Raw genomic sequence first — 24,632 nt, 5'->3', positions numbered from 1 at the left:
ATCAGACTACGCACTTAGACGGTTACTTTACCCTTTTAAACGGTCTTGTAAAAATGGTACTAACTCTTTATGTGCATGACGTAACAAGCTTTCTGTCGTATCCCAATTAATACAAGCATCAGTAATCGAGACACCGTACTGCATTTCCGACAATGGAATATCAGACGCTTGATTGCCCTCATTAATATGACTTTCAATCATTAAACCAATAATGGATCGATTACCTTCACGAATTTGATGAATCACATCTTCTGCTACTAAAGGTTGACGGCGATAGTCTTTACGAGAGTTAGCATGGCTACAATCCACCATCAAAGCAGCATCTAAACCATGTTTTGCCAACTCTTGCTCGCACTCATTGACTGATACCGAATCATAATTAGTTTGTTTACCACCGCGCAAAATGACATGACCATTGTGATTACCTTGTGTCGTCAATAACGCAACTTGTCCGTCGCTATCAATACCCATAAAACGATGGCTCGAGGAAGCGGCTTGCATCGCATTAATTGCGGTTGCTAAGCTGCCATCAGTGCCGTTTTTAAATCCTACTGGAACCGATAAGCCACTGGCCATTTCACGGTGAGTTTGAGACTCAGTGGTACGTGCACCAATTGCCGCCCAACTGAAAGTATCTCCTAAGTATTGCGGGCTAATAGGATCTAATGCTTCTGTCGCTAACGGAATTTCCATTTCAGCCAAATCAACCAATAATTGACGAGCCAGATGCAAACCGTGCTCAATATCAAAAGAGTTATCAAGATGAGGATCGTTAATTAAGCCTTTCCAGCCCACAGTCGTACGTGGTTTTTCAAAGTAGACCCGCATCACCAAATAAATTTGATCGTCTAGTTGACTGGATAATGCTTTCAAGCGCTTGGCGTATTCTTTCGCCGCATCAATATCATGAATTGAACAAGGACCACAAACCACTAATAAACGATGATCTTTCTTGTGTATAATGTCAGCAATCGTTTGGCGTGATGATTGAATACACTTTCTCGCTTTCTCACTAAGCGGAATTTTCTTTTTTAACGCATTGGGGGTGATAATCAGTTGTTCATCGCTGATGTTAATATTGCTTAATTCACTTTTGTACATAACCTTCACCTGTAAAAAAATCGATACATCCATTGTTCTGAGTTAAGCCTCAGCCGTTAATGAAATTAAATTAACAGTATTGATTATGTTTGCAAGTAGTATCATTTGTGTGACAACAAACAAATGAATGTAAAAAATAAAATACACATGTTCATTTTATTTTACTAAAAGAACAATCTCCACGGATCATGTAGGAACTATGGATTTAATACTCTCTTTATTACAACAAATGTGCGTTTATCTGGTTTTAGCTTACATGTTGAGTAAAACGCCGATTTTCCTACCTTTGCTTAATATCTCTTCGCGCTTATCACATAAGTTCAGTTGTTATGTTTTATTTTCCCTATTTTGCATTATGGGCACTTACTTTGGCTTACAGATAGACGATGCCATTGCCAATACTCGAGCTATTGGGGCAGTGATTGGTGGATTATTAGGAGGCCCTATTGTTGGCTTTGCTGTCGGTCTGACCGGAGGCTTACATCGATATAGCTTAGGAGGGTTTACCGATGTCGCTTGTGCCATATCAACCACCGTTGAAGGCTTAATTGGTGGGTTATTGCATTTATACTTAGTCAGAAAAGAGAAAGTAGAACAACTATTTAATCCCATCATTGTGCTAGCGGTAACCTTGGTTGCTGAAGTCAGCCAAATGTTGATCATCACCACGGTCGCCAAACCCTTTGATCAAGCCTATGCCTTAGTATCCGATATTGCCGCCCCAATGATCATCGCCAATTGTATCGGAGCCGCTTTATTTGTGAGCATCTTACAAGATAAAAAAACCATTTACGAAAAGTACTCTGCCACTTTCTCTCGCCGAGCATTAACCATTGCCGAACGAAGTGTCGGGATTTGGAATACCGGCTTTAACTCAGTCAATGCTGAAAAAATTGTCCGCATCATTTATGAAGAAACCAATGTCGGCGCCGTGGCGATTACCGATAAAGAAAAAATCTTAGCCTTTATTGGCACTGGCGATGATCATCATAAACCGAATACTCCGATTTCCTCACCTTGCACCATTCAAGCGATGCAACAAAACCGAGTCATGTATTTAGATGGTCGAGAAAGTCCTTATCAATGCTCAATTTCCAATCATTGCTCTCTGGGCTCAGTGTTGGTGATCCCGTTGCGAGCCGGTAAAGAAGTAGTGGGAACCATCAAATTGTATGAACCTAAGCGAAAATTACTTTCCAATATCAACCGCTCAATGGGGGAAGGGATTGCTCAATTGCTTTCTAGCCAAATTCTTTACAATGACTTTCAACGTCAGCAAACCTTATTGACTCAAGCCGAAATCAAATTGCTACACGCTCAAGTGAACCCACATTTTTTATTCAACGCCCTTAATACCATCAGTGCCGTGATTCGCCGCGATCCCAATAAAGCCCGCGAACTGATTCAGCACCTCTCACATTTTTTTCGTAGCAACCTCAAGCAAAACATTGAAACCGTCACCTTTAAAGAAGAGCTTGCCCACGTCAATGCTTACTTAACGATCGAAAAGGCACGATTTACTGACCGCCTTGAAGTTGATATTAATATTGATGAACATTTGCTCGAAAAGTCGCTCCCTAGCTTCACCTTGCAACCTTTAGTTGAAAATGCGATCAAGCATGGTATCTCCAATAAAATTGAAGGTGGTAAAGTACGCCTCTTCAGTCAGCAAAATTCACTTGGTTATCGTATTATTGTCGAAGATAATGCAGGCAATTTCGAACCCCCTAAATCGGATCATGAAGGTTTAGGCATGGAGATAGTAAATAAACGGCTGACTCATTTTTATGGCCCACTTGCCGAGCTACAAACCCACTGCCATAAAGATCACCTAACTCGAATGAGTTTCCTCATTCCTTATGAAAAAATTGGTAAATAAAAGGATTAGCAATGTTAAGCGCCATTGTGATTGATGATGAGTTATTTGCTCGTGAAGAACTAACCGAATTATTACAAGAAACGGATAACGTTGACGTCATCGCGCAAGCCAGCAATGCCATTGAAGGCTTAAAATTAATCAATACCCTAAAGCCTGAAGCCGTGTTTGTTGATATTCAAATGCCTCAGATCTCTGGGATTGAATTATTGGCGATGCTCGATCCTGACAACATGCCGCACGTTATTTTTGTCACCGCCTTTGATCAATACGCCATACAAGCATTCGAAGACAATGCGTTTGATTACCTCTTAAAGCCAGTTGATCCCATGCGCTTACAAAAGACCATTCAACGATTATTAAAAGCCAAACACAACCAAGAAGCCTTGCACACCCCCGCTCAAATTAACGCTATCGCACCGAAGCAATTACAACAAGTACCTTGCCTTGGTCATAACCGCATCATGCTCATCCCTTTACAAGAAATTGAGTCGGCGTTTAGTGATTTATCTGGCGTTCATATTCAAACCGCTCAACAAACCACTTCCAGTCAATTGACCTTGAAAACATTGGAAGAAAAAACCGCTCTCTTGCGTTGTCACCGCCAATACTTGATCAACACACAGAAAATCCGTGAAATTAAATTATTGGATAATGGTTTAGGTGAGGTGATCACGCGCAGTGGTCAAGTGGTTCCAATTAGCCGTCGCTATTTGAAACCACTTAAAGAAGAGTTGGGAATAGTGTAAAAACAAGTTCCTGGTTTCGAGTTCCTAGATTCGCTTCGCTGCTAGAAAGAGCAAAACTCATCGCCGCTCTTTCTAGGAACTATAAACTAGGAACTAGGGACTAGGGACTTTCTCTTCTAAAACCCCCTCAACTGAATTCGACGCAAGAATTCGGTCATGATACGGTCGTAAAGTAAATCCCCTAACCACAAGTCTTCAACTTTATTATCAATACTTGGGTTATCGTTCACTTCAATGACATACACTTGCCCATCGATTTCTTTTAGATCTACGCCGTATAAACCAGAGCCAATTAAGTTCGCCGCTTTTACGGCAGTATCTACCACATTCTTCGGTACTTGTTTTAAATCCAGTGTATCAAAGCCACCCGAGGTAGTACGGCCACTATTGTGATGCTGATAAATCTGCCAATGACCTCGACTCATATGATAACGACACGCATAAATGGCCTGACGGTTCATCACCCCAATTCGCCAATCAAAATCGGTCGGCATAAAGGCTTGCGCTAGAATCAAAGCACTTTTATCAAACAACTCAGCGGCTTTGGCTTCCAGCGTCGATTGATCCGTCACTTTGACCACCCCAACGGAAAAAGCCCCGTCAGGAATTTTTAGCACCAAAGGCAGCTCCATGTATTCAAGTAGGTTCTTTTTCCAGTCAGGATCAAAACTGCGCAAAATCATCGACTTTGGTGCAGGCACATTGTGTCGATCCAGTAACTCGGTTAGGAAAACTTTATTGGTGCATTTCATGATCGATTCCGGATCATCCATCACCACTAACCCCAGCTTTTCCGCTCGCTTAGCAAAACGATAAGTAAAGTTACTGATATTAGTCGTGGCACGAATAAATAACCCATCGAATTCACTTAAACGAGAAAAATCTTCTGCGGTAATGGTTTGCAAACTCATCCCCAAGCGATTAGCGGCTTTCTTAAACCGATTTAACGCCACTGAATCCGAAGGTGGCATTTTTTCTTCCGGATCCACCAGCATTGCAATGTCATAGCGATATTGCTTACTTGGTTTTGGTGAAGATCGCCACACTTTATTGGAGAATTGTTCGAGCGACTGAGCAAAAACATCCTGTTCTTCATTGTTCAAATCTTGGAATGGAAAAGGGGTCACCTTGACCAGTTGCCAATGCTTACCATGTTTTTTTAATTCGATATCCAACACCGGGATCATAAAGTGTTCAAATAGACGACGGGCGACTTTTTCCAACCCTTTAACGTTACTGCGTCCAAAATAAATCTTGCTCGACACTTGCTCGGCATCGGCGAAGTATTTATTCAGATCTTGCTCTGGTAATGAAATCACAAACGGTTGATTGACATCATTGATAGCCATGACTCTCGGAATAACCCGATGCCCACGTGCTTCGGCTAATAATGAGCAGTAATAACCATTACTCATGTAACCATAGTCACGACATAAGTTAAGCACTTGCACGCTTTTATGTTTGTCAGATTTTTCGGAAAGAAAGCTTGGTTGCAGATACGTATCCACCGTGACCACTTGATCGGAAGGAAAATATTGACGCCAGTCGCTGTCTTTATCAGTCACAATAACAAAATTTGCCATGAATCCATTTACCTCTAGCAAAAATACACATTGTCGTATCTAATCATTGTGCAGCCTCCTCTATGAGGCCTGAGCAACAATCCTATTAGGTGGGACAGTAAGATGGAATTTCGCCGAGCAACACAACAAGATTTACCCGCATTAGTTGAACTAGAAAGCCAAGTGTTCAGTAGTGACGTTATCGCACCACGCCAAATGAAGCGGTTTCTACAATCTCAACACAGCCTGGTATTTGTGGCTCAAGATAAGCAACAAATCGCCGGTTATGCGCTACTTCTTTTCCATCAAGGAACACAACTATCACGCTTGTATTCTATTGCGGTTAACCCCGATTTTCGTGGGCAACAAATCGCTCAACAATTAGTGGAAATGTGTGAACGTTCTGCTTTAGAACAAGGTTCAACAACATTACGCTTAGAAGTCAGAAATGACAATATCGCCGCTAAGAATTTATACCAAAAACTGGGCTATAAACCGCTCAAAGTCTTAATCCATTATTATGATGATTTAGCCGATGGCATCCGTATGCAAAAGCGTTTAACGGCCAGCCAACCGAAAACCTTATTGCCTATGCCTTTATACATTCAGACCACCCCCTTTACCTGTGGAGCGGCTTGCCTGTTAATGGCTTTTTCAATGCTTGATAAGGCCTTTGAGCCCAATCGTAAAGAAGAGCTACAACTGTGGCGAGAGGCCACCACCATTTTTATGGCCGCCGGTCATGGTGGATGCAGTGGTCACGGCTTAGCTTTAGCCGCTAAAAAGCGAGGATTTGATGTCGAGTTGTGGATCCATTCTCAGTCCACTCCTTTTGTGGATAGCGTGCGCGATCCTAATAAAAAAGAAGTCATTGAAATTGTCCATCAAGATTTTTGTCAACAAGCGGAAAGTTTAGGCATTCACCACATTATGTCTCCGCCGAATAATCAACAAATAGAGACTTGGATAACAGAAGGAAAAGCGGTATTACTGCTTATCAGTACTTATCGGTTTAATGGCTACAAAGAACCTCATTGGATCATTTTATCAGGGATGAACGAGCAGTTTTTCTTCATTCACGATCCACACAGTGATCGCGAAAATGATGTTGCTTCGTCCGCTTCCATTCCGGTAAGTAAAGCTAGCCTTGCTCAGATCATTGGCTTTGGTAAACAAAAACACACCGCTTGTGTAGTAGTAAGTTCCTAGTCACGAGTTCCTAGTCTCGCTTCGCTACTAGAAAGAGCATGGTAGTTACGAGTCTCGTGAACGCTGCGCTTCGGGTTGCGAGTAAACGCTTTTTCGCTTAACTCGCAACACGAAACTCGCCACTTCTTTTTCTTTTCGGCTCCCGAGTGGAGCGTCCCCGTTACTAGTTACGCTCTTTTCGAGTAACGAGCAGTGAAACGCCCGAAACCCGATAAGCGAAGCGCCCGCGCCCCTATTCCTTAATCAAACTCACGACGGTCCACCCAGCTTCAGTGGTGTGAGTCGAATCATTGGATAAAATATGAATATTGCCTTTCGGGTCGACGGTAAATAAGGGGATTCGGTGCCCATCGACATACTTCATCACATAATCTTGCCACTTAAACTCATTGGTTAATCGAGTGTGTTTAATTTCGGCACCTTGATTGATGAGACTGGCCAGTTTTTTATACCCGACATCATCTCCCAGAAAAACGCGGCCATGCTTTTCTTCCACTACACGGTGCTTTTCATGTTCATTTTCTTTGTTGCGACCATTTAAGAAAAATACTCGACGCTCACTAAACTCATTCATGAAATATCGTGCCACCACAATATTGAAATGCTTATCGGGAGTCACCGAAATTAAATTACCAATACCAATTAAATCGAGGTATTCCTCCGCATGACTGGAAATAGGGTTGCCATAATACGTCTCTAACCCTTGCATGCGCGCTTTTCGAATGTATTCCCAGTTAGAATCTGTAATCACGATTCGGTAACCGTATTTTTGTAAGGCCATGGCAATGGTTCGGCCAACATCATTGGCTCCGACAATCAAATAGCCACGAGGTGACGGTTCTGAAACGTTTAACAAATTGGCTAACGGTCGCGCGGTGATACTTTGCAACACCACGGTTCCTACGATCACCATGAAGGTTAAAGGCACCAATAAACTTGCGCCTTCTACTCCGGCATCCACCAGTTTAATGGCAAATAATGAGGAGATAGAGGCGGCAACAATCCCACGAGGTGCAACCCAAGCAATGAAGGCTTTTTCTTTAAAACTTAGGCTACTGCCGATAGTGGCAACGAAAATCGCAATAGGACGAGATAACAATTGAATGGCGACAAATAACACGCCAGCAGCCACACCAAGCGCAGCAAAGTCATCTAATTCCATCCGTGCCGACAACATTAAGAACAAGCCTGAAATTAACAGGATGGTTAAGTTTTCTTTAAAGTGCAGAATGCTCTGAATCTTGACGCCTTTGGCATTAGCTAGCCACATCCCCATCACGGTAACGGCTAGCAAGCCTGATTCCGATTCCAAGCTATTTGAGATCGAAAAGACCCCAAGCACTAAGGTTAACACCGCAAAAGGTTGCAGGTATTCAGGGAGTAAACGTTGACGTAAGACATGTGCTAACAGCATGCCAGCTAGCGCGCCTAATACGATCCCTATCAGTAAAATTAGCCCAAAGACATGCAAGCTATGCAACTCACTGCTCGAGACGATGAACTCATAGACCATCACAATAAATAAAGCGCCAATAGGGTCAATCAATATCCCCTCCCAACGCAAAATATTAGCCAGTTTAGCTTTTGGTCGAACGGTACGTAATAAAGGCACCACTACGGTAGGACCAGTCACGACCGTCAAACTACCAAACAGCAATGCCAAGGGCCAACTGAAATCCAGCAGATAATGTGTAAAGACACTGGTTAGCGCCCAAGTCACTAAGGCTCCAATGGTGACAATATTAATCACCGTGCGGTTCACTTCTCGTATTTCTTTAAAATTGAGGGTGAGACTGCCTTCAAATAAGATGACCCCAACAGCTAACGAAATGAGTGGAAACAATAAGTCACCAAACATTTCATTCGGTTGAAAAATATGAGTAATTGGCCCAATAATAAAACCGGCAATCAACAAGAATAATATCGCCGGTAACTTCATTCGCCACGCTAACCATTGGCAAGCTAACCCGACCAATCCTACCGCCGCCAACATCAAACCAACATCAATATTTTGCAACATCTATGACACCTATACCGTGGTTGTAACTGAGTCTCTTATCAATTTTAAGTTTATTTATTCAGTTGGCTGTCATTCCAGCCTCGCTGCCATTCCATACGAAATTTTTGAGCGTTCGGTGTCCCTTCACAGACGCCTTCATAATAACTCCCAGTCAAACCAATTTGATAAGCGTGATTAGGGTTACAATACTCATCGACCCCTTTCATATACCCTTGGGCATAATCATCAATATTTACATTATTGAAATCTTTAAAGTCGCCAGCAGTACGGTGTGGTTTACCGCGAACGCCATCTGAATAACCTACTGCCTGCCAATCACCAGCCTTGGCATAATCTTCCGCAGTATTGGCACAAGCCGCTAATAATACTAACGTGGCTGCCAGCAATGATTTAGTAAGCCAACTAGAGGGTTGAATCTTTTTCATATACATATAATTCCTTTACGTTATTGATTCATTTAACTATTGTTTTCGTTATAAAAGGCGAGTCTAATTCCCTCAACTATTACACAGGTCACATTTAAAACAAATCATAAATCCACTTATTTGCCCAAATAAAACCACTCAAAGTCGCTTATAACCGCTCAATTCATTATGCGACCACTCATTAAAGCGTTACATGAATGTTATCAACACACCTTTTAATATAGACCCTGTCTATCTGAACCCTATTTTGAACAGGATAATAATTATGATGATGTTCCTTTTCTGCGTGGCAGCCTTAATTGTGGGCTACTTTATATACGGGGCTTTTATTGAAAAAGTCTTTGGCGTTAAAGAAAACCGCACGACTCCGGCTTACTCTAAGCAAGATGGTGTGGATTATGTTCCCATGTCGAACAAGAAAGTCTATCTCGTTCAACTTCTTAATATCGCTGGGGTCGGTCCAATTTTTGGCCCAATCATGGGTGCCCTTTACGGCCCAGCGGCTATGTTATGGATTGTACTTGGTTGTATTTTTGCCGGAGCGGTACACGATTACTTCTCTGGGATGCTGTCGATTCGTAATGGTGGGGCCTCTGTACCCAGCATTACTGGCCGCTACTTAGGTAAAGGGGCAAAACACTTCATGAACGTGTTTGCAATTGTGCTCTTATTGCTTGTTGGGGTGGTCTTTGTTTCAGCGCCAGCAGGAATGATCACCAACCTAGTCAATGAACAAACCAGCATGACGGTTTCAATGGGCACTATGGTAGCGATTATCTTTGGTTACTACATTTTAGCGACCATCGTCCCAATTGATAAAATCATTGGTCGCTTCTACCCATTATTTGGTTTCCTATTGATTTTCATGTCAGTCGGTCTGATCAGTGCCATCTTCTTCTCTAGCGAGCACACGATTTTGGCAGGCTACCACTTCAGCGACATGTTCACTAACATGAACCCGCATGACTTACCGCTTTGGCCTGCACTGTTCATCACCATTGCTTGTGGTGCGATTTCTGGCTTCCACGCCACTCAATCACCATTAATGGCACGTTGTTTAGAAAATGAAAAAAATGGTCGTTTCGTGTTCTTTGGTGCCATGATTGGTGAAGGCATCATCGCATTAATTTGGTGTGCAATTGCCCTTTCTTTCTTCGGTTCAATGGACGCCTTAGGCGAAGCAATCAAACAAGGCGGCCCAGGCAATGTAGTGTATTCTTCATCCTTTGGCCTATTGGGCGTTTTTGGGGGAGTGATTGCGTTCCTTGGCGTGGTTATTTTACCGATCACTTCCGGTGATACTGCATTCCGTTCAAGCCGTTTGATTTTAGCGGAATACTTCAACATGGAACAAAAAACATTGAAGAGCCGTTTATTTATGGCACTACCGCTATTTGTTCTGGGTGGCATTTTGACTCAAGTCGATTTCGGTATCATCTGGCGTTACTTCGGCTTTGCTAACCAAATGACCGCGGTAATGATGCTGTGGACAGCCTCGGCTTACCTATTACGCTTTAATAAACTACATTGGATCACTACCATTCCTGCGATGTTTATGACTACGGTATGTATTACCTTTATCTTAAACAGCAGCACATTAGGCTTTGGGCTACCAATGCAGCTATCAACTATCATCGGTGTGATCGCCATGCTTATCATCACAGCTTACGTGATTAAAATCTCTAAGGGCAAAGGTGACCCAGAGTTTGATCACGCTGAAGAAGATAAGTTAAACGCGAAGCCGGAGACGGTGTAAAACGTTACTCGGAAGCTCGTGACTAGAGCGCGTTGCTTCTCGGAAAAGATCAAGACCGATAGTTGAGAGACTGTCGGTTTTTTTGTGTATAAAGGATGGGGTAAAGTTGCTGGGGTTAGTGGTTTTGAGTTAATTAGGTTTAATCACTTAACTCAATATTGGATGAAACGAATCACTCCGGCCTTGTCATCCCGCACATGAGCCTAGGCGAAGAAGATGCGGGATCTCGCTTTCAAGTAGTTTCATTGGTGTAATAGATTCCGGATAATTCGTTCCTCATTTCCGGAATGACGTACTTGAGGGTAGCTAAAGGTTTCAAACATAGCTGAGCTAACGAGGTGAGTTAGCAAGATTTGAGATAGAAACTATTTAGAGCTATTAAACTAAACCATTTTTATCAGATTAAGAAAAGTATGTTGAAGCAATAGTCGTTTGTTAGATGAATTATTGTGTTCGATGATCTACAACACAAACATCAATAAACTGACGCCCCAAATCGGTTACAAGAACAGCCGTTTTTTTTATTTCGGCAACTCTACCCTCTTGTTTGTTTATATGGCTAACTATACTTTTGACTGTCATATGAGAAATAATTTCGTCGTAGATACCTTCTTCAATGAGTTGAAAATTATCTGGAATATCAACAAGCCCTAACCGAATTAAATTACTCCAATACGAAGAGTTTAATCCCAAATTCTCCACGTTTAGTTTCTCACCAATATTGGTGAAATACCTATACTCATATCTACCACCCGATTTGTCTTTACGGTTATTTTTTATGTCTATAATCGGAGCAGAACCTGATGAAGTAAAGTAAACAAGCAATTTAGCCTCGTCTGGTGATAACTGCTTAATTATTTCAACAAAAGATGGATGAGCTTTATGAGTTGTATTTTTATCCATACTTGAAGCGATCAAGTTAGCATAAAGCTCTTTCAATTCTTCTATGCTACCCGTGTACTTAAGTGATTCTAGCGCAGGGCCTGCAACATTTGGCGGAGGAGAAACGATGTCTTCATCTTTTACACTAGATAACTTCTCGGACACTTTTGTATCAACAAAATCTTTAATTTTGTCATAACCCCAAACTAATGAAGAGACAGGGGCCAATGCTACATTGACAGTTTTTGCTACGGTACATAAAGCTTTTCCTATTTCCTTCGCAGCAGGTTGTAATGCGTCTTCATAAACTGGAATAGCTTTTGCTAATCCAGTTACGGCATTGATAGTTCCTTCAATATTGCTCTCGTTACTACTTTCATTACTCATAATTGGAATTCTTCCTTATTCTTTTAACGCTTAACTCACATGAGAAATAGGAGCGAAGCGAGTATTTTTTCCTATGCAGTTACTTGCTCGCAAATTTATCCCGCTTCTCAACAGCCTCTAAAGATCCAGAAGGTAGTGTTCCATAGAAGCTCTCAATTTCTTTAGGCTCTGTGATCATTTTATCCGCAATGAAATTGATAAGTTCAAATAACTTTAGTACTCGCTCCGGCTCTTCGGAAAGATTTATCTCTCCAGGATGAACTGCGTTGTTACCTGTAATTCGAAGGGCGTCTAGGGACTTTTGCACTAGTGGGTTTAATCCTTTACCAACAAGGCTTTTTATATCTGCGTTTATATTCTCGCCTTTTTCACCAAGCTGTATACAGAGCTTTTGCAGACTTAATCTTAAAAGTGCTGCCGCTGCTCTAGGTGAATCTCCGAGTATATGGGCAGCTTCAAGATAATCCGACTTTATCTCATCCTGTAAATCTAAGTTCGGTGGTGGTGGAAGTATTTTTTGGGGTACAGCATGTTATCCCCAAACCAGACTGCAATATCATTGCAATGCTGGCATTTCGTTACGATCCACTCCTTTGGAAGTGGTTCATTGAAATGTGAATGGTCATCTACAATGCTATTCCATTGGAAATTGGCAATAGAGTGGACATGCCCATAGAATTGTTTCGCATAAACATTGCAATGCGGGCAGTGAAACTCACCTTTGCCTAAGGATGGCGGGAAGTAGTCATTTCTCTTCATATTTACTTCATTACCTCATAGATGTCTAACGCTTATTAGATAGAAAACTGCCAAATTTTATGCCCCAAATTTACCTGTTTAGTTCTCACTATACATCAACTAAACTCTAACCCCATGAGTGACAATGAGTATTTATTTGAATAGTTTGATGTAAGTTGGAATTAAAGCCTCAACAGGCTGTGGGAGATCCTGAACCACGTTCGTGCCTCACTATTCAGGATGACAACCTTTAAAAAAGACAATAACTTAAAAAACAAAAAGGCCGCTAGATTTTCACCTAGCGACCTTGTTTAAATTTGTATCGAACCATCTTTTCCGAGCCACGAGTAACGTCTTTACCGAGCAACGCTAACGCTACTCCACATTCTTTATTTGCAGCTCTTTTGGCACTTCAAAAAACATATTTTCTTCACGGCCTAGTACTTCTTCTACATCACGTCCGCCTAGCTCTTTAATACGCTCAATGATTTGATTGACGAGCTCTTCAGGAGCCGATGCACCTGCTGTAACACCAACTTTAGTTTTACCATCAAACCAAGCAGGATTAATATCTTCAGAACAATCGGTCAAATAGCCTGGAGTGCCTAGTTTTTCTGATAGCTCTTTTAGTCGTGTTGAGTTTGATGAGTTTTTCGAGCCAACTACGACCATCACATCAACGCTACCAGCCAAAATACGTACCGCATCTTGACGGTTTTGTGTCGCATAGCAAATATCATCTTTACGCGGGCCTTGGATCTTAGGGAAAACTCGACGCAACTCATCAATCACATCCGATGTTTCATCAACGGATAACGTTGTCTGGCTCACATAATGAAGGTGTGTTGGGTCTTTAACCACCAGCTTTGCCACATCTTCTGGGCGTTCAACTAAGTACATGCCGCCAGTATCACTGGTATACTGGCCCATGGTACCTTCCACTTCTGGGTGCCCCGCATGGCCAATCAGCACCACTTCCATATGTTTACGACTGGCGCGCGCCACTTCCATATGAACTTTGGTCACTAATGGGCAAGTTGCATCAAACACCGTCAATTGGCGCTCTTTAGCTTCTTGACGCACCGCTTGTGATACCCCATGAGCGGAGAAAATCACAATATTATCATCGGGCACTTCAGATAATTCTTCAACAAAGACTGCACCACGCTGCTTTAACCCTTCAACCACAAAACGGTTATGCACCACTTCATGACGGACATAGATTGGCGGCTGGTACATTTCTAATGCACGTTCAACAATACTGATCGCACGATCAACACCCGCACAAAAGCCACGAGGGTTCGCTAACAAAATTTTCATGTTCTGAGTCATCTCTTCGTATCATAAAAGCATCCGATAATGGCGCTATTCTACCTATTACCGAATCTCTGACAACCGATAGATGTTAATCAACGTTTAAAATCTCCACATCAAAAATGACTGCCTGCCCAGCAAGTGGATGATTAAAATCAACTTTTACCGATTCTCCATTAACCTCAGAGATGATCCCGGGAATCTCACTACCGTCAGGGCCTGAAAATGCCATAATGGTGCCAACTTCTAAATCTTGACCACTAAAACGGGTTTTATCCATGTATTGAATAAAATCAGGATTGGCCATGCCAAAAGCATCCTCAGCGTCTAATTCAATCGCTTTACTGTCACCTGTTTGTAACCCGATCAAACACTGTTCAAAGTTTGGACTTAAACTGCCATCACCCATCGAAAACTTCGCAGGCTTGCCCATATTATGCGTACTATCCGCTACCGAGCCATCTTTTAACTTAATGGTAAAATGTAAAGTCACCGTACTACTTGCTGTAATTACTGACACAAAACGTCCTTATTTTAGTTTCGAGTTTCGAGTTTCGAGTTTCGAGTTTCGAGTTTCGAGTTTCGAGAAGATTATATAAAAAAGCACCGCAGGAAAAACCAACGGCGCTCATATTGTTAAGCAATATTAAGAGGCGATCTTCTCAGCATCTTGATGTTACTTGGGTATAGCTAAGGCTTATGTCGCGAATTAACGCTCTGCTTGCTCTTTTTTCGAACGGAAGCCGTCGATTACGATCATTACCGCACCAATACAAATGGCAGAATCAGCCAGATTAAAGGCTGGCCAATGGTAATTACCCCAGAAGAAATCCAGATAATCCACCACAAAGCCATGCACTAAACGGTCAAAAACATTGCCAAGTGCGCCTCCAATCACTAATGAATAAGCGATATTGTTCCAACGTTCGGTGGCCGGTAGCTTACGCATCCAAAGCATCAGTACCCCGGTCACGACAAAGGCTATCCCGGAAAAGAACCAACGCTGCCAACCTTCTTGATCACTCAAAAAGCTAAAGGCGGCCCCTAAGTTATGTACATACAGTAAGTTGAAAAATGGCAATACTTCAATACGGTTGGTCCAACCATATCCCATGTTGTTCATCACCACTAACTTAATGCCAATATCAAAGCAAAACACGACTACCGCTAGCCATAGCCAGCGGAGACCCGTTTGTTTTAAGCCACTCATATTAAGTAAACTCATTTTTATGCGAACTGACGAACTTCACCGTCGCCATCTACGTTTGAAACGCAGCGACCACAGATAGTTTCGTGACCGGCGATAGTGCCAACATCGGCCACATGGTGCCAACAACGATCACACTTCTCAGCTTCAGAAGCCGCAACTTCTACAAATAAACCTTCAACTTCAGTTTCTTTGGCTGAGTCCGTTTTCTCGCTAAGCGGTTTTACTTGTGCTTTAGAGGTTAATAGTACGAAGCGCAATTCATCTTCAAGTTTATTGATGGTTGCGGCTAACGCCTCCTCTGCGAACAGAGTCACTTCCGCTTGTAATGAGCCACCAATGGTTTTGTCATTACGCGCAGCTTCAAGCAATTTGTTCACTGAAGCACGTACCGTTTGGATTTGCGTCCAGAATGTGTTGTTTAGCTCTTCGCCTTCCGCAAGACCAAATAAACCATCGAACCATTCACCCGTAAATACGAACTTATCACGAGCCTCACCATTAGGCAGTTTGGCTGGCATTTCATTCCAAATTTCATCAGCCGTGAATGACATGATTGGAGCCATCCAACGTACTAAGGCTTCAACAATGTAGTAAAGCGCGGTTTGACAGCTACGTTGAGCATGACCACCACGTTTTGCTGTGTACTGACGGTCTTTAATTACATCGAGGTAGAATGAGCCCATTTCAATTGAACAGAACTGCATTAAACGCTGCGTAACGCCATGGGTGTTGTATTCTTCATAAGCTTTAACGATTTCGGTTTGCGCCGCTTGTGCACGAGCTACCGCCCAACGATCTAATGCCACCATATCTTCCGGTGCCACCATATCGGTTGCTGGGTTGAAGCCGTTCAAGTTTGCGAGGAAGAAACGTGCCGTGTTACGAATACGACGGTAAGCATCGGCGCTACGTTTTAGAATTTCATCAGAAACCGCAACTTCACCGGTGTAGTCAGTTGAAGCTACCCATAGACGTAAAATGTCAGCACCCAACTTGTTGGTTACATCTTTTGGCGCAACCACGTTACCGATAGATTTCGACATCTTACGACCATTGCCATCAACCACGAAACCGTGCGTTAATACTTGTTTGTAAGGTGCTTTATCTTTGATCGCAACCGAAGTAATCAACGATGATTGGAACCAACCGCGGTGTTGATCCGAACCTTCAAGGTAAAGATCAGCGCTGTTGCCATTGAATTCCTCACGGCTATCTACTACCGCAAAGTGAGTGGCACCAGAATCGAACCATACGTCTAAAGTATCAAGTACTTTTTCGTAATTCGCCGCATCCGCTTCGCCCATAAGGTCGGCAATTTCAACATCCCACCAAGCTTGAATGCCTTTTTGTTCCACTAATTTCGCAACTTTTTCAATCAGTTCTGGCGTATTAGGGTGCAGTTCAGCGGTTTCTTTATGTACGAATAAAGCAATTGGCACGCCCCAAGTACGTTGACGAGAGATACACCATTCAGGGCGACCTTCGATCATGCCTTCGATACGGCTTTGACCCCATTCAGGCATCCACTGAACATTTTTAATTTCGCTTAATGCTTTTGCACGTAGACCCGCTTGATCCATCGAGACAAACCATTGTGGAGTTGCACGGAAGATGATCGGAGTCTTGTGACGCCAGCAGTGTGGGTAGCTATGTTCATAAGCGTGATGATGTAATAAAGCGCCTTTTTCTTTCAATACTTCAAGCACTGAATCGTTGGCTTTAAATACGTGTTGGCCGGCAAATAGCTCAGTATCCGGTAGGTAAACACCGTTTGAACCGACTGGGTTTGCCACTTCTAGACCGTATTGCTTACCCACCACAAAGTCTTCTTGACCGTGACCCGGCGCGGTATGAACCACACCTGTACCTGAATCTGTTGTAACGTGATCGCCTAAAATCGCAGGCACATCAAACTCATAGAATGGGTGATTAAAGCGAGAAAGCTCTAACTCTTTACCGGTAGTAAAACCTAAGTTATGGAAATGCTCAATACCCGCACGATCCAGTACCGACTTCGCTAACTCAGACGCGACGATGATACGTTCCGCTTTGTGCTCACCATGTGCTTCCACTTGGATAAGAACATACTCAAGGTCGTCACGTAAACATACCGCGCGGTTAGCTGGTAGAGTCCAAGGCGTGGTCGTCCAAATCACAATCGACACATCACCTTCGCCTTGATGACCATCTTTACAATCAAACTTGGCAACGACAGCGGCTTCATCTGCTGCTTTAAAACGCACATCGATAGAAGGCGATACTTTATCTTTGTATTCCACTTCTGCTTCAGCCAATGCTGAACCACAATCGGTACACCAGTGAACCGGTTTGAAACCTTTTAGTAAGTGACCTTGATCGGCGATTTTACCTAGCGCACGAATAATGTTCGCTTCAGTATCAAAGTCCATAGTGCGGTAAGGTTTGTCCCACTCGCCCATAATACCTAGACGTTTAAAGCTTTCTTTTTGCCCTTCAACTTGGCCTGCCGCATATTTACGACATTCTTCACGGAATTCAGCTGCAGAAATTTTTTGGCCTGGCTTACCTTTTTTCTTCTCAACCATTAATTCAATTGGAAGACCATGGCAGTCCCAACCTGGAACGTACGGCGCATCAAAGCCAGATAAGGTCTTTGACTTAATAATAATATCTTTAAGAATCTTGTTTAGAGCGTGACCAATATGAATATCACCGTTGGCATAAGGAGGGCCATCGTGTAATACGAAGGATTTTTTACCTTTCTTTGCAGCACGGATTGCGCTGTAAAGATCTTCTTTGTACCAACGCTTAAGCATTTCTGGCTCACGATTGGCCAGATTTCCGCGCATTGGAAACCCTGTTTCAGGTAGATTCAGAGTATCTTTATAGTCAGTCATCGATTCTTAATTCCGTTACATTTGGGCGACATTAATTAAAAAATTCGCAGAGATACTCAATCAAGCAAGTGCCTCTGAAAACATATTGTGTTCAAGTAACCACACCCTTGCTACTTGCGCATCTAATTCTATTTGTTGTTTCAATAATTCGAATGAATCAAATTTTTGTTCATCACGAATTTTATGCAGCAAAACCACTTCTAATTGTTTGCCATATAAATTCTGTTTGAAGTCGAATAAATGAACTTCTAATTGCTGACGTATGCCATTGACGGTAGGTCGATTGCCGATATTGGCTACCCCTCCCACCATTTTTTGCTCATCCGCCCCTTTGACCTTCACCGCATACACCCCAGACACCGGAGAAACATTACGTTTTAACGGTATATTTGCCGTGGGAAACCCGATGGTTCGACCCAATTTACGGCCATGAGAAACTCGACCATTAATACTGTAATCACGCCCGAGCATGGTTGTGGCTGAGGCTAAGTCATCACTGGCAAGCGCTTGACGAATCGCCGTACTGCTCACCCGGATAGGCGTAGCGTCTTGTTGAGTGACGCGGGCTGGCATACAAAAACTTTGCGTGCTTACCACTTGAAAGTCATGTTCTTGAGCGGCTCGTTGTAGATCTGAAAAATTACCTTTCCGATCTTTACCAAAGCAAAAATCATCACCTACTACCAAAAATTTAACACCTAAACGTCTCACCAACAATTCATAGATGAAATCTGCTGGGCTTTGACTGGCAAATTCTTGGTTAAAATTAACACATAATAAACGGTCTATTTGACATTTTTCTAATTGAACGAACTTATCTCGTAGACGTGTTAAACGTGCTGGTGCCGCTTGTTTAGCAAAAAATTCCATTGGTTGGGGTTCAAATGTCATCACCACCGCAGGTAACCCTAAGCGATCAGCCTGCTCACAAAGCTGGGTTAAGACTTGTTGGTGCCCTAAATGCACCCCATCAAAATTACCAATGCTCAGTACGCATCCTTTATGATGCGGTTTAATGTTATGAATGCCCCGGATTAATTCCATATGGTTCTTTATTACCAAATTGTTGCCAAGCGTTAAACCGGCGAATTATATACGTTATACCCTTAAGATGCGAGCGCTTGAATCGGCTTTACTCAGCTTTGTTTAATCGGCTTTTAAATGTCGCGTACGCACACCTAAGATCAGCGCAGACACCACATAGACTAAAGCACCTAAACCGATCAAGCCAACTAACCACATTGCACGATAAGCCGTTGACCAGCTTAACCATACATCAAAATCAGCCATCTGCCATTCAATCGCAGCGACCATGACAGCGCCTGCCAATGCTACCTTTATTGCAAAGCCAATGGTTTCTTTTGATAAACGATAAACATTGGCAATATGTAATCCACGATATAACAACGTCATATTAACGAGCGCTGACAAAGAAGTGGCTAAAGCCAAACCGACGTAACCAAAGAAGTAGGCAAAAATAGCATTAAAAACGATGTTGGTTAGCATAGCGATAATGCCATAACGAACAGGAGTTTTGGTATCTTGTCTCGAATAATATCCCGGTGCGAGCACTTTAATTAACATAAAGTTTAACAAACCCGTCGCATAAGCCCACAGTGATAAAGAGGCATTTTGCACATCCGCCGGTGAGAACTCCCCACGCATAAACAATACCATCAACATTGGTTTGGCAAGAATAATCAAACCGCACATCGCCGGGACGCCAAGCAATAGCACCATACGCACCCCCCAGTCCATAGTTTTCGCAAAACCGTGACTTTCAGCATCCACATGATTACGAGACAGCGCCGGTAAAATTACCGTGGCAATCGCAATCCCAAATAACCCTAAAGGAAACTCAAGCAACCGGTCAGAATAATACAAATAACTAATCGAGCCTGTCGCTAAGAAGCTGGCTACTGCTGAATCAAATAACAAGTTGATCTGACTAACAGAAACGCCAAATAAAGCAGGAATCATTAAAGTGCGGATTCGTTTCACGCCTGGATCATTCCATCCCCATTGCGGACGAACGATCATTCCTTGCTTTAATAAAAATGGAATTTGGAATAAAAATTGGACTAACCCCCCTAAAAACACCCCGATGGCCAAGCCGACTTCTGGCTGTTCCATATTCGGTGAGATATACAGTGCGGCCACAATCATCATGATATTTAAAAATACCGGGGTAAAAGATGAAACGGCAAACTTCCCTAAGGTGTTTAGAATCGCACCAGATAACGCCACAAAAGTGATGAACCACAAATAAGGAAAGGTGATTTTTAATAAAAAGCTCGCCAGAAGAAACTTATGGGCATCTGGTCCACCATTGAGCCAATCCATAAACCAGCCCGCACCAAAAATCGCTGTAACAATTCCCGACCCGAGCACTCCAAATAAAGTCACTAATGTCACTAAAACCCCAAGCGTTCCGGAGGCTTTGGCTATCAATTGGCGAGTTTTATCCATATCACCAGAGGCGTGATACTCAGTTAAAACAGGAACAAAAGCTTGAGAAAATGCCCCTTCAGCAAATAAGCGACGTAAAAAATTGGGAATGCGGTTAGCAAAGAAAAACACATCCGCCGCCGCCCCTGCTCCCATTAAATTCGCGACCACAACATCACGTACAAGACCTAATACCCTAGAAACAAATGTCATTGAGCTGACAATTAGACCTGATCTCAGTAGTTTTCGACTCACGAGTGCCTCAATAGAAAATGAATATAAATGACGACAAGCCCCTAAAACTCTCACTCCTAATAATTAGAAGTAATTTCGTCTTACCAAGTGGCTTTGTAATGAGATAATTAATAGCATTGGTATGCAAATGCTGATAGAATCCCCGCCATCTTAACCGCGATAGCCATACTTCACCAAAGTTTTGTTTGGTAAAGATTGGTTTTTGCACAAATCTGTTGACTTTTTTTTGGGAAAAAGGCATAGTCCTCGCCCTTAAATTGTCACCGAACTAAAGTTTTTTGGGAGTTAGACCCTTGGCAAACAGTAAATCTGCTAAGAAGCGCGCTATCCAAGCTGAGAAACGTCGCCAGCACAACGCTAGCCGTCGTTCTATGATGCGCACTTACATGAAAAAAACTATCGCTGCAATTGCTGCAGGCGATAAAGAAGCTGCAACAGCTGCACTAGCTGAAGCAACACCATTACTAGACCGCATGGCGACTAAAGGCCTTATTCATAAGAATAAAGCTGCACGTCATAAGTCTCGTTTTACTGCAGCGATCAAAGCTCTTTAATTTTAAATTGCTTAATTGCTAAAAAACCGGCTCAGGCCGGTTTTTTTATATCTATAATTTTCGTTTCTCGTTTCTCGTTTCTCGTTTCTCGTTTCTCGTTTCTCGTTTCTCGTTTCTCGTTTCTCGTTTCTCGTTTCTCGTTTCTCGAAAAATTATTTTTTACAATAGAGTTGATGCAACTGCTCAATCAATGCTTTTACCTCATCACTTTGTAATGAGTAGTACACGGTTTGTGACTGTTTACGGGTACTGACTAACCCATCACGGCGCAACCAAGCAAGATGTTGGGAAAGAGCCGATTGACTCAAAGGTAGCTTTTCACACAACTCTCCAACCGACAATTCATCTTCATGCAAAATGCACAAAATTTGTAGTCGATTCTCATTGGCCATCGCCTTTAACAAGACCACCGCTTGTGAAAGATTACGTTCCATCTTATTTAGATCCATGATACTGCCTCACTCATTGTCCAGCGCGTTATCATAACGTGACTTTAAATAATTCGCTAAAATCTGCATCACATACATTTTTTACTGATGGATGTTGAATCATTCGTTCAGCAAAAATCACATAATACTCTTCTTTTAAATCATCCACTTCTGCAATTAAATGCAATGGAAACTCATCATCGACTTCTGCCGCATATAAATTCGGTGCAAGAAAGATCGCTTCAGTGTGGTAACGAGCAAATGCTTTCATTAACGCTGAATCGTCAAATTCTCCTAAAATATTAGGGGTGATACCCAATCTTTCAAACCAATGCATCACATTTCTTCCCATCGAGGTGCGTCGTCCCGGGATCAATAACTTCCGCTGATTTAATATCGCGGGAAAATCGCCATCAACGATCGCTTGAGAAGAGTAAAAACTCATCTTACATTCCCCAAGTTTTTTACTAAATAACCCAGGGCTTTGGCTCGAATCCACCGGACAATCCGATAAAATCATATCCAATTTATGTTGAGACAACTGTTCTAATAACAATTCATGAGTCGATTCAAAACAGCGTAAATGGATACTGTTATCGTCCGGCACCGTATTCAATAAAATTTTACTGACCAAACGCTTAGAGAGCGCATCGGCTACGCCAACATCAAATAAAACATTAGCTTGCTGTGAATAATTGACGATATCCAGCATTTCATAACTAAGGCCAAACATTTTATCGGCATATTTGAAAACCAATTGACCAAGCTCCGTCGGCTCAACACTACGCCCACTTCTCTTCATCAATTTGCCGTTCATGCGATCTTCAAACGCCTTGATTTGGCCGGTCACTGTTTGTGGCGTTAAAAATAGCGCTTCCGCAGCTCTAGCCACCGATCCCTGTTTACATACCATCCAAAAATAATAAAGATGGTTGTAATTCAAATGTGACATTATTCCCTCGAAAAAACGATAGCTTATTCATGCATAATATGGTTTTTTCGAGTAATTAAAAAGCCTCTATTTACTCACGCAAATAGAGGCTGATTAAAAATGAATTAATTACACTGAAAATGGGTATTTTATCGGCTCATGGCATTGATAATCGGTGACTTCAAAATCATCTAACGTTACCCAGGTTTCTAAATCCTCTAATGTTTTTATCTTTGGATTAATGTGAAATTTTGCCGCAGCAAATGGCTCACGCTTTAATTGGATATCGCGCATAGGTGCCAATTGATCTTCATAAATATGTCCATTGACGATTTTATGGTAAGCCACTCCGGCTTTTTTACCGGTGATCTGCGCCATAATGGCTAAAAAGACATACACTTGCACCATATTAAAATTCAATCCCAGCGGAACATCACAAGAGCGTTGTGTGCTATTTAAATACAATGTATCACCGAGCAACGAAAAGTGGTGGCTATACATGCATGGGCGTAGGCAGCCCATATGGAACTCGCCCGGATTATAGAAATTTAAAATTTCACCACGGTCATCCACGCCACGAGTTAAGTCATCAACAATTTTACGTAATTGGTCAATATGACCACCATCGGGTTTGGCCCATTGTCGGCCTTGTACGCCATAAACTCGCCCCATATCATCTTCACCTTTTCGGTAAGGATTATTGAGCCAAGCTTGATTTAAGTTCGCATTGGCATCCCAAGTCTTTGTGCCCAATTTACGAAAGTCTTCCGCATTGTCATAACCGCGAATATAACCGAGTAATTCCGCCACCGCTGCTTTCCAAAAGCTTTTACGAGTGGTGACGAGTGGAAACTGATTATGTCCAACATCATAGGTTAAATCGGCATTAATAATGGTTAAGCAACGCTTTCCAGTTCGTTCGTTTTCAACCCATTGGCCTTCATTAATAATACGTTGGCATAGTTCTAGATATTGTTTCACAAGTTATTTTCCTTTTACGGCTTTGCTTGGTTTGCGTTCACTTTCTTGACGGCTGGAATCAATTGTCGGCTTTTGAGTCTTATAAGACCAAATCATGATCAATGCGCCGATTATAATCATCGGGGTCGATAAAATCTGCCCCATTGAAATAAAGTTATCAAATAAGCCAAGTTGAGCATCGGGTTCACGCACAAACTCTACGCAGAAACGGAAGACACCATAACCGATTAAGAATAACCCTGATACCGCTCCAGCTGGTCGAGGCTTACGAATAAACCAATGTAGAATTAAGAACAGCACCACACCTTCAAGCAAGAACTCATATAGCTGTGATGGGTGTCGAGGATAAGGGCCACCCGTTGGGAAAATCATCGCCCAAGGTACCTCTGTCACTCGCCCCCATAACTCACCATTAATAAAGTTACCAATTCGGCCTGCTCCTAAGCCAAAAGGAACCAATGGCGCAATAAAATCGGCAATACTAAAGAAAGTACGGTGATGCTTACGTGCATACCACCACATTGCAGTGATCACGCCCAGTAATCCGCCATGGAACGACATGCCGCCGGTCCATACTTTAAAAATATACAGAGGATCGGCCATCCAGTAATCGAAACCATAAAACAGAACGTAACCAATGCGCCCGCCTAAAACCACCCCTAAGAAACCGGCAAATAACAGATCCGAAACTTGTTCTCGTGTCCAACCACTACCAGGTTTATCGGCACGTTTATTAGCCACATACATCGCAAAGGCAAAACCAAGTAAATACATCAATCCATACCAGCGAACGCCAATCGGACCAATGGAAAAAATGATTGGATCAATTTGTGGGAAAACCAAAAATCCCTGACTCATAAAAGTCTCTCTGTTCTCGTTAATAATCAAAAATAGTGACTACTTATGACCGAAATAACCGTCATTAGTGCC

At 42.4% G+C, this 24,632-nt stretch carries 21 protein-coding genes; 5 read left to right on the top strand and 16 right to left on the bottom strand.

The features are described from left to right. Positions 1-27 precede the first annotated feature (27 nt). Positions 28-1,101: a 3-deoxy-7-phosphoheptulonate synthase gene (locus VCA1004_RS02430; protein WP_086982257.1), complete on the bottom strand. Its 1,074-nt coding sequence runs from the start codon at positions 1,099-1,101 to the stop codon at positions 28-30. Between the two features lie 199 nt (positions 1,102-1,300). Between VCA1004_RS02430 and VCA1004_RS02425 the strand changes: the two genes are divergently transcribed. Further along, positions 1,301-2,980 (top strand): sensor histidine kinase, encoded by a 1,680-nt coding sequence (locus VCA1004_RS02425; protein WP_086982256.1) that lies wholly within the window; start codon positions 1,301-1,303, stop codon positions 2,978-2,980. A gap of 11 nt (positions 2,981-2,991) precedes the next feature. Next, a complete protein-coding gene (gene btsR, locus VCA1004_RS02420) occupies positions 2,992-3,726 on the top strand; it encodes a two-component system response regulator BtsR (protein WP_086982255.1) in 735 nt (244 codons plus the stop codon). Between the two features lie 116 nt (positions 3,727-3,842). Here btsR and VCA1004_RS02415 read toward each other — a convergent pair whose 3' ends face one another. Then, complete coding sequence (locus tag VCA1004_RS02415) at positions 3,843-5,309, bottom strand: RimK family protein (protein ID WP_086982254.1); 1,467 nt, start codon at positions 5,307-5,309, stop codon at positions 3,843-3,845. Positions 5,310-5,411: 102 nt separating this feature from the next. On the opposite strand from VCA1004_RS02415, the gene VCA1004_RS02410 reads away from it, so the two are divergent. After that, positions 5,412-6,497 carry a GNAT family N-acetyltransferase/peptidase C39 family protein gene (locus VCA1004_RS02410; RefSeq protein WP_086982253.1) on the top strand — a complete coding sequence of 362 codons (1,086 nt, stop codon included), beginning with the start codon at positions 5,412-5,414 and terminating at the stop codon, positions 6,495-6,497. Between the two features lie 232 nt (positions 6,498-6,729). Here VCA1004_RS02410 and VCA1004_RS02405 read toward each other — a convergent pair whose 3' ends face one another. Both VCA1004_RS02405 and VCA1004_RS02400 read right to left on the bottom strand, forming a co-directional pair. Further along, a complete protein-coding gene (locus tag VCA1004_RS02405; protein WP_408646892.1) occupies positions 6,730-8,514 on the bottom strand; it encodes a cation:proton antiporter in 1,785 nt (594 codons plus the stop codon). A gap of 53 nt (positions 8,515-8,567) precedes the next feature. Further along, positions 8,568-8,942 carry a DUF2799 domain-containing protein gene (locus VCA1004_RS02400; RefSeq protein ID WP_408646865.1) on the bottom strand — a complete coding sequence of 125 codons (375 nt, stop codon included), beginning with the start codon at positions 8,940-8,942 and terminating at the stop codon, positions 8,568-8,570. A 265-nt stretch (positions 8,943-9,207) separates the two neighbouring features. Between VCA1004_RS02400 and VCA1004_RS02395 the strand changes: the two genes are divergently transcribed. Next, positions 9,208-10,698 carry a carbon starvation CstA family protein gene (locus tag VCA1004_RS02395; RefSeq protein WP_086982250.1) on the top strand — a complete coding sequence of 497 codons (1,491 nt, stop codon included), beginning with the start codon at positions 9,208-9,210 and terminating at the stop codon, positions 10,696-10,698. Between the two features lie 444 nt (positions 10,699-11,142). Here the strand turns inward: VCA1004_RS02395 and VCA1004_RS02390 are convergent, their stop codons facing one another. From VCA1004_RS02390 to murJ, 8 genes are all read right to left on the bottom strand, one after another. Further along, the gene (locus VCA1004_RS02390) at positions 11,143-11,967 is read right to left on the bottom strand and encodes a DUF4393 domain-containing protein (protein ID WP_086982249.1); all 825 of its coding nucleotides are present in this window, start codon (positions 11,965-11,967) and stop codon (positions 11,143-11,145) included. Positions 11,968-12,046: 79 nt separating this feature from the next. Further along, entirely contained in the window at positions 12,047-12,364 is a 318-nt protein-coding gene (locus tag VCA1004_RS15270; RefSeq protein WP_232012633.1) for a DUF4145 domain-containing protein, read from the bottom strand. A gap of 716 nt (positions 12,365-13,080) precedes the next feature. Further along, positions 13,081-14,037, bottom strand: a complete 957-nt coding sequence (gene ispH / locus VCA1004_RS02380) for a 4-hydroxy-3-methylbut-2-enyl diphosphate reductase (protein WP_164520813.1) — start codon at positions 14,035-14,037, stop codon at positions 13,081-13,083. A 73-nt stretch (positions 14,038-14,110) separates the two neighbouring features. After that, positions 14,111-14,539 (bottom strand): FKBP-type peptidyl-prolyl cis-trans isomerase, encoded by a 429-nt coding sequence (fkpB, locus tag VCA1004_RS02375; RefSeq protein ID WP_086982248.1) that lies wholly within the window; start codon positions 14,537-14,539, stop codon positions 14,111-14,113. Between the two features lie 189 nt (positions 14,540-14,728). Further along, positions 14,729-15,229 (bottom strand): signal peptidase II, encoded by a 501-nt coding sequence (lspA, locus tag VCA1004_RS02370; protein ID WP_408646864.1) that lies wholly within the window; start codon positions 15,227-15,229, stop codon positions 14,729-14,731. Between the two features lie 17 nt (positions 15,230-15,246). After that, positions 15,247-18,105 (bottom strand): isoleucine--tRNA ligase, encoded by a 2,859-nt coding sequence (ileS, locus tag VCA1004_RS02365; protein WP_086982246.1) that lies wholly within the window; start codon positions 18,103-18,105, stop codon positions 15,247-15,249. Between the two features lie 60 nt (positions 18,106-18,165). Next, complete coding sequence (gene ribF, locus VCA1004_RS02360; protein ID WP_086982245.1) at positions 18,166-19,149, bottom strand: bifunctional riboflavin kinase/FAD synthetase; 984 nt, start codon at positions 19,147-19,149, stop codon at positions 18,166-18,168. A gap of 102 nt (positions 19,150-19,251) precedes the next feature. Then, positions 19,252-20,808: a murein biosynthesis integral membrane protein MurJ gene (gene murJ, locus VCA1004_RS02355; RefSeq protein ID WP_086982244.1), complete on the bottom strand. Its 1,557-nt coding sequence runs from the start codon at positions 20,806-20,808 to the stop codon at positions 19,252-19,254. Between the two features lie 293 nt (positions 20,809-21,101). Here murJ and rpsT point away from each other — a divergent pair, with 293 nt between their 5' ends. Then, a complete protein-coding gene (gene rpsT, locus VCA1004_RS02350; RefSeq protein WP_086982242.1) occupies positions 21,102-21,362 on the top strand; it encodes a 30S ribosomal protein S20 in 261 nt (86 codons plus the stop codon). A gap of 152 nt (positions 21,363-21,514) precedes the next feature. Here the strand turns inward: rpsT and VCA1004_RS02345 are convergent, their stop codons facing one another. The 4 genes from VCA1004_RS02345 to lgt all read right to left on the bottom strand — a co-directional run bounded on the left by VCA1004_RS02345 (position 21,515) and on the right by lgt (position 24,560). Next, positions 21,515-21,811 carry an ArsR/SmtB family transcription factor gene (locus VCA1004_RS02345; protein ID WP_086982241.1) on the bottom strand — a complete coding sequence of 99 codons (297 nt, stop codon included), beginning with the start codon at positions 21,809-21,811 and terminating at the stop codon, positions 21,515-21,517. Between the two features lie 31 nt (positions 21,812-21,842). Beyond that, entirely contained in the window at positions 21,843-22,742 is a 900-nt protein-coding gene (gene nhaR / locus VCA1004_RS02340) for a transcriptional activator NhaR (protein ID WP_086982240.1), read from the bottom strand. Positions 22,743-22,850: 108 nt separating this feature from the next. Further along, positions 22,851-23,702, bottom strand: coding sequence for a thymidylate synthase (locus tag VCA1004_RS02335; protein ID WP_086982239.1), 852 nt, complete (start codon positions 23,700-23,702; stop codon positions 22,851-22,853). A 3-nt stretch (positions 23,703-23,705) separates the two neighbouring features. After that, entirely contained in the window at positions 23,706-24,560 is an 855-nt protein-coding gene (gene lgt / locus VCA1004_RS02330; protein WP_086982238.1) for a prolipoprotein diacylglyceryl transferase, read from the bottom strand. Positions 24,561-24,632: the final 72 nt, after the last annotated feature.

This window comes from Vibrio aphrogenes (genome assembly GCF_002157735.2).
Taxonomy (GTDB): Bacteria; Pseudomonadota; Gammaproteobacteria; order Enterobacterales; family Vibrionaceae; genus Vibrio; species Vibrio aphrogenes.
This window is presented reverse-complemented; position numbering and strand designations above follow the sequence as displayed.

What these genes read in the sequence shown, in the direction of transcription:
- ileS (WP_086982246.1), bottom strand. Translation starts at nt 18,105, where the DNA reads ATGACTGACTATAAAGATACTCTGAATCTACCTGAAACAGGGTTTCCA.
- VCA1004_RS02400 (WP_408646865.1), bottom strand. Translation starts at nt 8,942, where the DNA reads ATGAAAAAGATTCAACCCTCTAGTTGGCTTACTAAATCATTGCTGGCA.
- btsR (WP_086982255.1), top strand. Translation starts at nt 2,992, where the DNA reads ATGTTAAGCGCCATTGTGATTGATGATGAGTTATTTGCTCGTGAAGAA.
- lspA (WP_408646864.1), bottom strand. Translation starts at nt 15,229, where the DNA reads ATGAGTGGCTTAAAACAAACGGGTCTCCGCTGGCTATGGCTAGCGGTA.
- nhaR (WP_086982240.1), bottom strand. Translation starts at nt 22,742, where the DNA reads ATGTCACATTTGAATTACAACCATCTTTATTATTTTTGGATGGTATGT.
- lgt (WP_086982238.1), bottom strand. Translation starts at nt 24,560, where the DNA reads ATGAGTCAGGGATTTTTGGTTTTCCCACAAATTGATCCAATCATTTTT.
- VCA1004_RS02395 (WP_086982250.1), top strand. Translation starts at nt 9,208, where the DNA reads ATGATGATGTTCCTTTTCTGCGTGGCAGCCTTAATTGTGGGCTACTTT.
- VCA1004_RS02415 (WP_086982254.1), bottom strand. Translation starts at nt 5,309, where the DNA reads ATGGCAAATTTTGTTATTGTGACTGATAAAGACAGCGACTGGCGTCAA.
- ispH (WP_164520813.1), bottom strand. Translation starts at nt 14,037, where the DNA reads ATGACTCAGAACATGAAAATTTTGTTAGCGAACCCTCGTGGCTTTTGT.
- VCA1004_RS02390 (WP_086982249.1), bottom strand. Translation starts at nt 11,967, where the DNA reads ATGAGTAATGAAAGTAGTAACGAGAGCAATATTGAAGGAACTATCAAT.
- ribF (WP_086982245.1), bottom strand. Translation starts at nt 19,149, where the DNA reads ATGGAATTAATCCGGGGCATTCATAACATTAAACCGCATCATAAAGGA.
- VCA1004_RS02410 (WP_086982253.1), top strand. Translation starts at nt 5,412, where the DNA reads ATGGAATTTCGCCGAGCAACACAACAAGATTTACCCGCATTAGTTGAA.
- VCA1004_RS02345 (WP_086982241.1), bottom strand. Translation starts at nt 21,811, where the DNA reads ATGGATCTAAATAAGATGGAACGTAATCTTTCACAAGCGGTGGTCTTG.
- VCA1004_RS02425 (WP_086982256.1), top strand. Translation starts at nt 1,301, where the DNA reads ATGGATTTAATACTCTCTTTATTACAACAAATGTGCGTTTATCTGGTT.
- VCA1004_RS02430 (WP_086982257.1), bottom strand. Translation starts at nt 1,101, where the DNA reads ATGTACAAAAGTGAATTAAGCAATATTAACATCAGCGATGAACAACTG.